The sequence below is a fragment of the Janthinobacterium sp. 13 genome (assembly GCF_002749695.1).
GTDB classification, from domain to species: domain Bacteria; phylum Pseudomonadota; class Gammaproteobacteria; order Burkholderiales; family Burkholderiaceae_D; genus Janthinobacterium; species Janthinobacterium kumbetense.
The window spans coordinates 2,656,195-2,668,292 of record NZ_PEEQ01000001.1 but is presented as its reverse complement, the minus strand read 5'-3'; the positions used below and the strand labels follow the sequence as shown (position 1 = coordinate 2,668,292).

The 12,098-nt window shown below is 64.5% G+C and carries 10 protein-coding genes; 1 reads left to right on the top strand and 9 read right to left on the bottom strand.

Features of this window, described 5'->3' with window-relative positions:
• Positions 1-46: 46 nt before the first annotated feature.
• The 8 genes from CLU94_RS11790 to CLU94_RS28015 all read right to left on the bottom strand — a co-directional run bounded on the left by CLU94_RS11790 (position 47) and on the right by CLU94_RS28015 (position 8,311).
• Entirely contained in the window at positions 47-571 is a 525-nt protein-coding gene (locus tag CLU94_RS11790; protein ID WP_099665750.1) for an FxDxF family PEP-CTERM protein, read from the bottom strand.
• Between the two features lie 238 nt (positions 572-809).
• Complete coding sequence (locus tag CLU94_RS11785) at positions 810-2,141, bottom strand: sensor histidine kinase (protein WP_099665749.1); 1,332 nt, start codon at positions 2,139-2,141, stop codon at positions 810-812.
• Positions 2,141-3,493 carry a sigma-54-dependent transcriptional regulator gene (locus CLU94_RS11780; protein WP_099665748.1) on the bottom strand — a complete coding sequence of 451 codons (1,353 nt, stop codon included), beginning with the start codon at positions 3,491-3,493 and terminating at the stop codon, positions 2,141-2,143. Before CLU94_RS11780 ends, CLU94_RS11785 begins: the two co-directional genes overlap by 1 nt.
• 28 nt (positions 3,494-3,521) lie before the next feature.
• A complete protein-coding gene (locus CLU94_RS11775) occupies positions 3,522-4,760 on the bottom strand; it encodes an ABC transporter permease (protein WP_099665747.1) in 1,239 nt (412 codons plus the stop codon).
• A gap of 28 nt (positions 4,761-4,788) precedes the next feature.
• Positions 4,789-6,111 carry an ABC transporter permease gene (locus CLU94_RS11770; protein WP_099665746.1) on the bottom strand — a complete coding sequence of 441 codons (1,323 nt, stop codon included), beginning with the start codon at positions 6,109-6,111 and terminating at the stop codon, positions 4,789-4,791.
• Positions 6,112-6,119: 8 nt separating this feature from the next.
• Positions 6,120-6,833, bottom strand: coding sequence for an ABC transporter ATP-binding protein (locus CLU94_RS11765; protein WP_099665745.1), 714 nt, complete (start codon positions 6,831-6,833; stop codon positions 6,120-6,122).
• Between the two features lie 24 nt (positions 6,834-6,857).
• The gene (locus tag CLU94_RS11760; protein ID WP_099665744.1) at positions 6,858-8,123 is read right to left on the bottom strand and encodes an efflux RND transporter periplasmic adaptor subunit; all 1,266 of its coding nucleotides are present in this window, start codon (positions 8,121-8,123) and stop codon (positions 6,858-6,860) included.
• A gap of 2 nt (positions 8,124-8,125) precedes the next feature.
• Positions 8,126-8,311, bottom strand: a complete 186-nt coding sequence (locus CLU94_RS28015; RefSeq protein WP_143451402.1) for a hypothetical protein — start codon at positions 8,309-8,311, stop codon at positions 8,126-8,128.
• Between the two features lie 19 nt (positions 8,312-8,330).
• Here CLU94_RS28015 and CLU94_RS11755 point away from each other — a divergent pair, with 19 nt between their 5' ends.
• Positions 8,331-9,896 (top strand): MutS-related protein, encoded by a 1,566-nt coding sequence (locus CLU94_RS11755; RefSeq protein WP_099665743.1) that lies wholly within the window; start codon positions 8,331-8,333, stop codon positions 9,894-9,896.
• A gap of 9 nt (positions 9,897-9,905) precedes the next feature.
• Here CLU94_RS11755 and CLU94_RS11750 read toward each other — a convergent pair whose 3' ends face one another.
• Complete coding sequence (locus tag CLU94_RS11750) at positions 9,906-11,831, bottom strand: phosphoethanolamine transferase (RefSeq protein WP_180278643.1); 1,926 nt, start codon at positions 11,829-11,831, stop codon at positions 9,906-9,908.
• Positions 11,832-12,098: the final 267 nt, after the last annotated feature.

The following is a 12,098-nucleotide window of genomic DNA, read 5'->3' as shown; positions in this document are numbered from 1 at the left end:
CAGCCGGCTGAAAAAAAGACGCCGCAGCGTCTTTTTGGTGGGGAGCTCAAGATTGCTTGCGGCGTCGTGCCAGGAAGCCCAGTACGCCCAGGCCGGCCAGCAGCATGCCATAGGTTTCTGGTTCAGGAACGGGGGCCAGGTTCAGGTTGAAGGTGCCGCCATAGCTGCCGCCATTGCTGTTGCCCATCACGGTGAGGACCATCGGGCCGTTGAACAGCAGGTTGGTTGGCGCTAGCACTTCGCCCTGGGCATAGCCGAAGACGGTGGGTCCGCCAAAGCCCGTCAGGGCGATGCCGTTCAGGTTGGCACTGCTGAAGTTGATGGACGAAGCATCGCTGCCCGTGACCGACAGGTTGGCCAGGAAGGCTTGCGCGGTCGAACCGAACGTGGCGTCGGGCGTGAAGGTGAAGGTGTCGGTAAAGGCGCCGAGCGGATCGGGCGTGGCGTTGAAGCCGCCCGTCCACAGGTTGCCGGTGGTGTTGATCAGGTCCACGTTGTACGCTGTCGCCTGCGCTACGCCGATGGAAGCCGCGCTCAAGAGTGCTACTGCGATGAGTGATTTCAGTTTCATTTTTATCCCCGCGAAAAAACGATTAATGTTTCAAAAAAACCGTACCGCTCAGATAAATTATCGCCAGGACATTTCATTGTCAATGAGCTATTTTTATATCATTATGCAAACTTAAATAGCTTATTTCTAATACACGGGCATGGCGCTCGTTATGTTGCAATATTAAAAACTCTAATTGTCAATATAATACTGAAAAATAATTGCGCAGCATGTGATGGAAAAATCGTTGCGCCAGTAACTAATTTCTGTCCAGCAAGGGAAGAATTAGAGTTACCGCCAGGCCGCCGTCCTCGCGGTTGGCCAGCGTGATGCGCCCGCCATGGGCTTCGGCGATTTCGCGCGCCAGCGCCAGGCCAAGTCCCGTGCCGCTGCGCTTGGTGGAATAAAACGGCACCAGCGCGTTTTCCAGCACGGCGCCGCTCATGCCCGGGCCGCGGTCGCGCACTTCGATGCGCAACTGCCCTTGCGCCAGGCTGACGTGCAGGCCGATGTGCTCCTCCCGCGAGCCCGATTCCAGCGCATTCTTGAGCAGGTTGAGCAGCGCCTGCTGCATTTGCGCCGCATCGAACACGGCCGCCTGCGCGGGCGGCGGGCAGTCGAGCCTGAAGGGCGCCTGCGAGGCCAGGCCATCGAGGAAAGGCTGCCACTCGCACGGCGTCAGGCGCGGCGCGGGCAGCTTGGCAAAGCGCGCATAGCCGAGGATGAAGGTTTCCAGGTGGCGCGTGCGCTCTTCGATCGTGGCGAGGATTTGCGGCAGGCGTTCCGTCTGGCCGCGGCGTACCAGTTCGGCACCGGAATGGGCCAGCGAGGCCAGCGGCGCCAGCGAGTTGTTGAGTTCATGGCTGATGACGCGGATGACTTTTTTCCAGGTCTGCACTTCCTGGCGGCGCAGTTCCAGTGTCAGCTGGCGCAACAGCAGCAGTTCGTGCTTGCGCCCGTTCAGGCTGAAGCTGCGCCGCGCCAGGTGATACACCTCTTCCTGTTCCCCCTCGCCGCTGGTAAACAGGCCGTCGTTGCGGCGCGCGAGCGCCTCGGCCAGGGCCGGTGCCGCCTGCTGCACGATGTCGGCCAGGTGATGCCCTTCGAGCCGGCGGCCATGGTGCAGCAGCTGGCGCGCGGCCAGGTTGGCGTAGACGATGGCGCTGCCCTCGGCCACCAGCAGCATGGCCACCGGCGTGTTTTGCACCATGGTGTCGAGCAGCAGTTCGCGCTGCACCAGGTCCAGGCGCTGCTTGCGCAGCACGTCGCCGAGCGCATTGTGGGCCGCCACCAGGTCGGCCAGTTCATCGTTTTGCGGCCAGCGCAAGCTGAAGCCGAAGTCGCCGTCCTGGTAGCTGGCGACCGTGCCGCTCAGGGCGCGAAACAGCGACAGCATCGCCTGCAGCTGCGCGCGGATGGTAATGACGGCGACCGGCAACACGCACAGCAGGGTACCTGCCAGCACCAGCAGCGGCTGGTCGGGTAAAAAATGCGCGAGCAGCAGGGCGATGACGATGCCCAGCACCAGCAAGGTAACGATCAGCGCCGTCCAGCGCGTGAGCAGGGAGAGGCGCATGGGGCGGTTTGCCATCAGCCGCGCGCGATGCCCAGGCGTTCCATGCGCCGGTACAGCGCCTGGCGCGACAGCCCCAGTTCCTGCGCCGCCTGCGCCACCACGCCTTGCGCGCGCGCCAGCGCCGCGGTGACGCTGTCGCGGTCTGGCTCCGTCGCGGCGCCATCCTGCGGCGCGCGCAGCGATGGCACGCCTGCCAGCGGCAAGCCCGTCTCCTGCGCGCGGATCACGGGACCTGCCGTCAGCAGGCTGGCGCGCTGCATGACGTTTTTCAGTTCGCGCACATTGCCCGGCCAGCCATGGGCCAGCAGGGTCGCCTGCGCCTGCGCATCGAGCGTTTTCTCGCTGCCCAGGAAATGCCGCGCCAGTACCAGGATGTCAAGCGGGCGCTGGGCCAGCGGCGGCAGGCGCAGTTCGATCACGTTCAGGCGGTAAAACAGGTCTTCGCGGAACGTGCCGGCCTTGATCATCGCCGGCAGGTCGGCGTTGCTGGCGCTGATGACGCGCACTTTCACCTGCCGCTCGCGGTTCGAGCCGAGGCGCTCGAAGCGTCCCGTTTCCAGCACGCGCAGCAGCTTCATTTGCCCGGCCAGCGGCAGGTTGCCTATCTCGTCGAGGAACAGCGTGCCGCCGTCGGCCGCATCGAACTTGCCGTCGCGTGCGCGGGTGATGCCCGTGTACGCGCCGGCCTCGGCACCGAACAGTTCCGCCTCGATCAGGTCCACCGGCACCGCGCCGCAATTGAGCACCACGAAAGGACCGCTGGCGACCTGGGAATTGGCTTGCACGATGGCGGCGATGCGTTCCTTGCCGCTGCCGTTCGGCCCCGAAATGAGCACGGGCACGTCGGCGCGCGCCACCTGGCACGCCAGGTGCACCACGCGTTCGGTGGCCGGGTCTTGCCACACCATGCCGCGCAAGTCGAAGTCGTGTTCCAGCGCGTGGCGCTGGCGCTGCTCGGCCACCACGCGCTGGCGCAGCGCGCGGTTGGCTTGTCCCAGCTCCAGCAGGTTTTGCACGCTGGCGATCAGGCGCCGGTCGTCCCATGGCTTGGCCAGGTAGTCGGCCGCGCCGGACTTGATCAGGTCGACGGCCGCGTCGAGCTGCGTCCAGGCTGTCAGCAGGACCACGGGCAGGTCCGGGTAGCGCGCGCGGATGGCGTGGAACAGCGCGCTGCCTTCCTCGCCCGAGGTGGTGTCGGCCGTGAAGTTCATGTCCTGCACCACCAGGTCGATGGCGTGGCGCTCGAGCAGCTGCAGGCCTTCCTCGGGCGAGGCGGCGCGCACGGCGTCGATCTCGTGCAGGGAGAACAGCACGTCGAGCGCGATGGCCACGGCGGCATTGTCGTCAATAATCAGTACGGTAGGCATGCGCGCAGCATATCACTCAGGTGCCGGCTCAGGTACTGCGGGTGGCAGTGGCCGGCGAAATACTGGCCGCGCGCCATGCCGGACCGTACACGGCGCCCACGCCCAGCAGCCAGAACACCAGCGCACCGGCCAGCAGATAGCCGGGCGGCAGGCGCGCCATTTCCAGCTGGCTTACCAGCAGCTGGTTCAAGCCCAATGCCAGCAGCACGCCGCATGCCACGCCGACGCTGGTGATCATGAAATTCTCGGTCAGGAAATAGCGCAGGATGTCGATGCGGCGCGCGCCGAGCGCGCGCCGCACGCCGATCTGCTTGCGCCGCTGCGAGACCCACAGGCTGGCGATGCCGACGATGCCGCTGGCCGTCACCAGCAGCAGCAGGGTGCTGACGGCGATGAGCATCCAGGACAAGCCCCGGTCGGCCAGATAACGTGCTTTGCGGTGCTGTTCCAGGGTATCCGTGCGCACCAGCAGGCGCTCGCTGCTGGACTTGCGGATCGCTTGTTCCGCCTCTTTCATCAGGCGGTCGCGCTGGCCTGGTTCTGCCCGCACGGCAAATAGCAGCGAATCGCGCCCGCCCGTCAGGCGCGCCGGCAGGATGATCGAATACTCGCCCTGGGCGCCGACCTGGCCGACCTGGGTCTGCAGCCGTTCCACCACGCCGATCACGCGCATCTCGTCATCGTTGTCGCCGGTGCCATTGAACAGGGGTTTGCCGACAAAGCTGGTTTCGCCGGGCCAGATCTTTTGCGCCGCGGCGCGCGTCACGATCACCACCTTGGGGAAGCTTTCATCGACGTCTTCATTGATTTCCGGGACCTCGTCGGCATGGAAATCGCGCCCTTCCACCAGCTTCAATCCATATGTCTTGACCAGCGAATCGGGCGTGACGTACATCGAGGTGCTGGCGCTGGCCGCGGCCTGTCCGCGTTTGGCCGCGACGTTGGTGCTGCTGCCGGAGCGCGACAGAACCGCCTGCGTGGTTTGCGCCACGGAGACCACGCCCGGCAGGGCGCGCAGTATCGCGGCCTGGCGCTTCTGCTCGGCTATCTGGCGTTGCGGGCTGCCTTTGTCCATGCTCTGGACTTTGACATAGAAGATGTCGTTTTCGGCTACCACGCCGGTGGGACGGGCGGCGATGGCCTGGCGCAGGTTGACGATGTACAAGGCGTTGGCCAGGATGGCGAGGCTGATGGCGACTTGCACGGCGACGAGCACGGCGCCGGTCTTGTTGCGCATCAGCGCCGACAGGATGGGGCGGATTTCCATGTTGGGCCTCATTGTGAAAAGGTGGGTGTCATTGGGATTTGAGCTGCATGGCCGGCGTGACCTGGCAGGCGCGCCAGGTGGGCAACAGCCCTGCGAGCAAGGCCGCCAGTACGGAAACGGCAAACGTCAGCAGCAGCATCGGGACATCCAGGTGCGCCACGGTGCCCAGCTCTTTCGACTGCGAACTCACCACGGCCAGGGCGGCATAGGCCAGCAACAGGCCCAGCACGCCGCCGGCCAGCCCGATGACGCCTGTCTCAATGAGGAACTGGCGGAAGATGTCGCGCTGCGTGGCGCCCAGCGCACGGCGGATGCCGACTTCCGCCGCCCGCACGGAGAACTTGGCCAGCAGCAGGCCGATGGTGTTGACCAGGCAGAGCAGCAGGAAGCCGAAGGCCAGCCAGGTGGCCAGCTTGTTGTCGTTGTCGACAACGTTCAGGAAATCGAGCCACTGCCTGACGTCGTACAGCATGTTGGGAGCATGGCGCGGCATGCGGCCCAGCTTGCGCTGTTCGGCCGCATAGCTGTCGAGATAAGCCTGCAGGTCGCTGCGTTCGCCGGCGCTGGCCATTTCGAACCAGAATTGCAGCCAGGTGCAGTCCGATGCCAGGATGCCCTGGTAACCGGGGCTGCGCTCGACGCCGCTGCAGGCCATGCCGCCGTCATGCCCCGTTTCGTGGCGAATGGCGCTGGCAAACGGAATGAAGAATTCATCCTCCGTGCCGAAAGCACCCTTGCTGCCGATGATGCGGTGCACGCGCGGCACGGGGTCCCACTGAGCGAGCACGCCGCTGACCAGATAGGGACGTCCCAGCACCGTCACGCGCTGGCCCACGGGATTGACTGTGCCCAGCAGCTTTTCCGCCAGGGCGCGGCTCAGGACGATGACGTCGGCGCCGCTGTCGTCGTCGGCTTCGCTCCATGGCTGGCCATACAGGAAGGGCACTTCAAACATGGCAAAGAAATCGCGTGTGGGAGCCAGGCCCTGGGCCCGGAAGGCGCCGAGGTCCCTGCGCGCCGGTTCCACGGGGCCGGCCACGCCGTACATGACGCTGCGGCGGATGCCTATCTTGCTGGCCATGAAGTTCTTCGCATCGGTATAGGCGAGTTGCGCCTGGCCGAAGCTGGGCTTGGTGCCCGGCGTATAGCCTTTCAAGGGAACTACGTCGATCATCGGCACGAACATGCGGTCGCTCTTGTGCGGCAAGGGGTCGCCCGACATGGCGTGCAGGATGGTCACGGTGGCCACGCTGGCGGCCACGCCGACAGCCAGGGTCAGCACCATCAATGCCGTCAGGGCGGGATTGCGGCGCAGGTTGCGCAGGCCCAGCTTGAAATAGTAGTGGAACATGGCGGCTCCTAGGCGGTCGCGTGCTGTGGCCTGGCCGACAGCGTGGCGCCATGCTGCACCAGGTCCGACACCTGGCCGTCGATGATGTGCACGTTGCGTTGCGAACGCAGCGCCAGTTCCGGATCGTGCGTCACCATCAGGATGGTCGTGCCTTGCGCGTTGATATCCTCCAGCAGTTCCATCACGCCGCGCGCCATCTGCGTGTCCAGGTTGCCCGTCGGTTCATCGGCCAGCAGCAGTTTCGGCGAGCCGGCCAGCGCGCGTGCGATCGCCACGCGTTGTTGCTGCCCGCCCGACAGTTCGGCCGGATAATGCTTCATGCGCGAGGCCAGTCCCACCTTGGCCAGCGCATCCTCGATGCGTTCGCGGCGCTCGGCGCTGTTGAAGCCCCGGTAGCGCAGCGGCACGTCGACGTTGTCGAACAGCGACAGGTCGGGAATCAGGTTGAAACCCTGGAAGATGAAGCCCAGTTTTTCATTGCGCAGGCGCGAGCGGGCATTATCGTCCATGCCCTTGACGTTGACGCCGTCGAGGATGTATTCGCCATCGGTGAATTCCTCGAGCAGCCCGGCGATGTTCAGGAAGCTTGTCTTGCCGGAGCCGGATGGTCCCGTGACGGTGACGAATTCGCCCTGGCGAACGTGGATCTCGAAGCCGCGCAGCGCGTGCGTTTCGATCATGTGGGTGCGGTAGATCTTGCTCAGGTTTTGCATGCGCAGCATGGGAAGCCTCCTTGTTGACTGAAATTAATTGAGTGCGACGCGGGCCGCGTTCGCGAAATTTTCCGTACCGGCGACCACCACCTTGTCGCCCAGCTTCAGGCCTCCCAGAATCTCGACGGCCGAGATGCTGGTGGCGCCCAGCTTGATGGGCGTGCGGACGGCCACGCCATCGCGCACCACGTAGGCAAAGCGTCCGCCTTCGGCTTCGACGAAGGACCCGCGCGCCAGCATCAGCACATTGGGCCGCTCGTCGATCAGCAGGCGTGCCGAGACGCGCTGGTTCTGGCGCAGGCCGGCCGGCTGTTCGCCGTTGAAGCGCACGCGCGCCAGCACCTGGTTCTTGACCACTTCGGGCGACAGCGCCGACAGCTTGCCGGAGGCGCGGATGGTGCCCGTTTCGATCTCGGCGCTCATGCCCAGGCCGATGTCGGCCACATACGTTTCCGGTACTTCCAGCTCCACTTCCAGCTGCGACAGGTCGACCAGGGTCATCAGGGCCGTGTTGGCCTGCACCACGCTGCGGTTGGCCACCGACAGCGTGCCGATGAAGCCATTGACGGGCGCGCGCACGGTCAGCTCGTCGACCCTGCGCTGGGCGTTGTCGCGGCTCAGGCGCTGGCGTTCCAGTTCGTTGACCCGGGTCTTCAGCGCCAGGGTCACGTCCTCGCCTTCCAGGCCCGCCGCCTGCGAAGCGTGCTTGCTGCGGATTTCGGCGGAATTCAAGGCATCCTTGGCCTTCTGGTAATCGATCTTGGCGATGATGCCCACCTGCGCCACGCTTTCATAGCGCTCCAGCGTGCGCTGGGCGGACAGGCGCTCGATTTCCGCCGTGTCCGCTTCGCGCCGGGCCAGCAGTTTCTGTTTCTTGGCCAGGATCTGCTGGCGCGCCACTTCCGCTTCCAGCTGCTGCACGCTCGACTGCTCGCGTTTCAGCGCGTCCGACAGGTCGGGCGACTCCAGCACGGCCAGGATGTCGCCCTTCTTGACGGTGTCGCCGGCCTTCGCTTTCAGCGTGACGGTGGCCACCGTGGTCGAGTACAGGGTCGGGCTGATGGCGGCGACCACGCGTCCGTTCACGGCGGCGTCGCGGATCAGGGTACCGCGCGTGACGTCGGCGATGCGCAGGCGGTCGGTATTGACGGAATGTTCGCTGTTGCGCCAGCCCGCAACGGCAGCGATGGCGGCGCCGATGACGACGGCGGCGCCGGCCAGCAGCAGGGCGCGTTGCTTGTGGCGCTGGCCCGGCGGGGCGGACAGGACGGCGTCTTGGGAGGAAGTATCGCGGATCATGGTCAGGTCTCGTGAAGGATACCTTTCTCAATGCACGATCCGTGCCAGTTGCTAAGTAATTGATTTGAATGGGAAAAATATTTTTCGTCCGGCTGTCCGCCGTGTCCGCGTTGTCCAGCATGTCCGTCCGCGCAGGTTGCACTTGATAAATTGGCAATCGCCTGCATCTGCGGGAACATACCTTTCATAGACTCCTCCACAGGCGCCATGCATCCGTTCCTCCAGCAACTTTTCCCTGCCCGTGTCTTCGCGCCGGCGCTCGATTATCCTTTTGCGCGCAGCGACGTGGCAATGCTGCAGCGGCTGGCGGGCGAGGCGCCAGCGCTGGATGACCAGACCTGGGACGAGCTGCTGCTCGACCAGTATGCGGCGCAGTTGGCGCGCGAGACCAGCATCTTCGGCCAGCAGGAGCTGCACCGGCGCCTGAGCGGCGGCCAGGCTGATCCTGCCTCCATTGCGCGCGTCCGGCAATTGCTGGACGATCCGGCCCAGGCGGCCAGCCTGCAGCGCGCCTGCCTGCCCTTGCGTCAGGCTGATACGGAAGTGTGCGCAACCCTGTTCGGTGCGGCGCTGGCGCCGGCGCCCTGGTGGAGTGCCTGGCTCTGGCTGGTGCCGCTGGCCTTGTTGCTGGCCATCGCCGCTACCTGGCTGATGGGGTGGCCGGCCCTGTTTGGCGTGGTGGCCGCCTGCGTGGCGCTGATGACCGTGCAGGCGCGTTTTTACGAAAGCGCCAAGGCGTGGGAGCGCACGCTCGATACCTTGCGGTACCTGCTGAAAATCCGTGCCGCTCTGGCGCGGCTCGATGTGCCGGCAGCCTTGCCATTGGCTGCGGAGGGCGCGCAGGCGGCAAAACTAACGCGGGCCATCGAGCGTTCGCTGCTGCATTACGTGCCCTTCATCGATACGGTACTGGTCGAATATGGCGACTGGCTCCTGCTGAAAAACGTCAAGCGCTATTTCCGCACGCGCCAGCTGGTGGCGCAGCAGCTGCCCTTTTTGCGCGACAGCTTTACCCGGGTGGCCCAGCTGGAAGCAGACCTGGCCCTGGCGCGCCACCTGCGCGGCCGCGCGCAGTTTTGCTGGGCGCAGGAAAGCGATGCGCGCCAATTGTCACTCGACGCGATGGTGCATCCGCTGCTGGACGGCGCCAAGCCCCTGTCGTTGCGGCTCGATGGCCGCGGCGCCTTCATTTCGGGGCAGAATGCGGTGGGCAAAAGTACTTTGTTGCGCGGCGTGGGGCTCAATCTGATCAGTGCGCGCGCCTTCGGCTTTTGCTATGCGCAGGCGGCCCGGGTGCCCCTGCTGCCCCTGTATTCGAGCATGCAGAATGAAGACTCGCTCGATGGCGGCGAAAGTTTGTACATTGCCGAATTGCGGCGCGCGCGCGAATTGCTGGCGCTGGCCGAGGAGGGTGCGCCGGCGCTGTTCCTGATCGATGAAATCTTCCGCGGCACGAACCACCTCGAGTCGGTGGCGGCGGCGGCCGCCGTGCTGCACAGCCTGGCCGCTGAGCACCTGGTGATCGTCTCGTCGCACAACCTCGTGCTGGGACCCTTGCTGGAAGACTGTCTGGCGTCATGGTGCGTGCGCCGTGGTGATGCCGGCGCGCTGTTGCTGGAGCCCGGCGTGCTGCAGGCCACGAATGGCATCGCCCTGCTGGCGCAGCGCGGGTTTGACGCCGGCATCGCGGACAAGGCCGGGCGCGTCTTCGACTGGCTTAGCACGCACATGGCGCAGCCGGCCGATTGCGGCGGCGTTCTCGAACGGGCCTGATGGCCGCGCTTACTTTTCCTGTTTCTCCGGCGTGCTCTTGTCGATCACTTCGCGGCAATCGCCGCGGATGATGGCGTTGTCGTAGTTGGTCCAGCCATAGCTGTCGACGTAGCGCTTGTGCTGTTTGAAGCGGGGGCTGGCGATGCTCCATTCGGGCTGTTCGCCGGCAAAACGGATGTCGCCCAGGTCGAGCAGGGTGTGGAACATGTTTTCCGTCGACAGGCGCGCCTTTTGATGGCGCCGCAGCTGCGTCACCTTGTCCGGATAGTGCTGCTGGAATTGCGGCGAATACCAGACGAAGGCGGGCACGTGGAATTCGAACTGCGTGTTGTGGCCATGGAAGGCCAGGCGGCAGGTGCCGTCGTACAGGGTCTGGCCGTGATCGGCGACGTAGACGAGCGAGCTGCGCAGGGCCGTGCGCTGGCCATCGTCCTTCAGCATGCCGATCACGTTCGACAGGAACCAGTCCGTGTACAGGATGGAGCTGTCGTAGCTGTTGTTCAGCTGCGGTTTGATGGCCGTGTCCGTGTAGACGGGCTTGTCGACGCCGAACAGCGACGGTTGCCACTTGTCGAATTGTTTGGGATAGCGCTGGCTGTAGTTCCAGTGGCTGCCCAGCGTGTGCAGCACGATGAGTTTTTTCGGCGCCGGGTCGGCCAGCGCGTTCTTGAACGGATCGAACAGGATCTGGTCGAAGTTCGAATTATTGGTAAAGCCGCCCAGGTTCAGAAATTGCACCACGTCCGCTTCCTTGGCAAACACGGACACGGGCGTGTCGAACTGGCCGAACGAGATCTGGTTCGACAGCCAGTACGTCTTGAAGCCCGCTTCCTTGTAGGCGGTGAGGAAGGATTTTTCCGAGAAGCCATCCTTGAGGCTTTGCGTGGCCGGCTTGCGCGAGATGATGACGGGCACGGACAGGCGCGTGGCGGAAACGGCCGTGATGACGTCGGCCAGCGGCACCAGGTTGCTTTCCTGTTTCAGCAGGGGATTGGTGTCGCGCTCGTAGCCGTTCAAGCTCCAGCGGTCGTAGCGCGACGATTCGCCGATCACCATGACCACCACTTCCGGATGGGGATCGGGCTGTTGCTGGTGCGCGCCGAAACGGAAGCTGCTGCTTTTCTGTCCCAGTTCGGCCAGGTATTTGCGCTCCTTGTAGAAATCGAAGCCGCGCGCGGCCAGGCCGAAGGGCCAGGAATTGCTGACGGTGTCGAAGGCGTAGGACAGGCGCGCCCAGTGGGGCAGGCTGGGCCAGCCCAGGCCCGTCTCGTCGGCGCCGGCGATGCTGGCGTTCTCCGGCTTGCTGCTTTCCTCGTCTTCCTCGGCCGTTTCGTCGTCGGCAGAGCTGGCGTCGCCGAAGCCGGAGGCGCCCGCCTTGCCGCTGGCCGCCGAGTTGCCGGCCTTGGCCGATGCGGGGGCGCTGTGCAGGACTTTGGCGTCGAAACCGAATTCGTAGCCATACCACCAGAAACCGCCCAGCAGGAGCAACAGCACGAAGGCGGCCGGGCGCGTCTTGCCGCGCCAGTCGAGGTCGCGCGTGCGCGCGGCCGCAAACCAGCTGGCAGCGCACCAGGCGATCACGCCTAGCATGACGGCGCCCATCAGCCATACTTTTTGCCCGAGGAATTCCATCGCTTCCTTGGGGCTGGTTTCGAAGATGATACCCAGGTGGTGCGTGGAAATGCCCTGGCCATAGAAGATGAACAGGTAGATTTCCGTCGGCAGGGCCAGGAAGGCGGGCACCAGCAGCCAGTGGAAATATGCGGGGCGCTTGAACACGCTCCAGACGGCCAGCCAGGCCAGCAGTTCGAACGTGAGCATCTGCCAGGGATGCTCCGGCGCACGCCCCAGCAGCGCGGGGACGAAGGGCACGGCCGTCAGCAAGGCGTAGGTCAGCAGCAGGAACAGATTGGCGGGGCGAAGCAAGGGGCGCATAAAGGAGGGCAGCGAAAAATGTCCGCTATTATCAATCCTTTTGTTGTCTTGCGGTCATACAAGAATGTGCGGCCCCGATGCTTGGTTGTAGAGAAAGAATGCCAAATCATCAAGCGCTGCGAGGTGCCGGCACCCGCGCGCCGCCCCCAAAGATTAGTCAAAATACCACAAAAGTGCCGCTTTTTTGCCTTTTTTTATAGCAAAAAGCGGTAAACTGATTGACCCCCTGTAACACAAGGTCTAAACTAGCGAGTTCTCGATTTTATT

Coding starts and splice junctions, on each gene's coding strand:
- CLU94_RS11755 (WP_099665743.1), top strand. CDS start 8,331: ATGCATCCGTTCCTCCAGCAACTTTTCCCTGCCCGTGTCTTCGCGCCG.
- CLU94_RS11785 (WP_099665749.1), bottom strand. CDS start 2,141: ATGGCAAACCGCCCCATGCGCCTCTCCCTGCTCACGCGCTGGACGGCG.
- CLU94_RS11760 (WP_099665744.1), bottom strand. CDS start 8,123: ATGATCCGCGATACTTCCTCCCAAGACGCCGTCCTGTCCGCCCCGCCG.
- CLU94_RS11765 (WP_099665745.1), bottom strand. CDS start 6,833: ATGCTGCGCATGCAAAACCTGAGCAAGATCTACCGCACCCACATGATC.
- CLU94_RS11790 (WP_099665750.1), bottom strand. CDS start 571: ATGAAACTGAAATCACTCATCGCAGTAGCACTCTTGAGCGCGGCTTCC.
- CLU94_RS11780 (WP_099665748.1), bottom strand. CDS start 3,493: ATGCCTACCGTACTGATTATTGACGACAATGCCGCCGTGGCCATCGCG.
- CLU94_RS28015 (WP_143451402.1), bottom strand. CDS start 8,311: ATGAAAGGTATGTTCCCGCAGATGCAGGCGATTGCCAATTTATCAAGT.
- CLU94_RS11775 (WP_099665747.1), bottom strand. CDS start 4,760: ATGGAAATCCGCCCCATCCTGTCGGCGCTGATGCGCAACAAGACCGGC.
- CLU94_RS11770 (WP_099665746.1), bottom strand. CDS start 6,111: ATGTTCCACTACTATTTCAAGCTGGGCCTGCGCAACCTGCGCCGCAAT.
- CLU94_RS11750 (WP_180278643.1), bottom strand. CDS start 11,831: ATGCGCCCCTTGCTTCGCCCCGCCAATCTGTTCCTGCTGCTGACCTAC.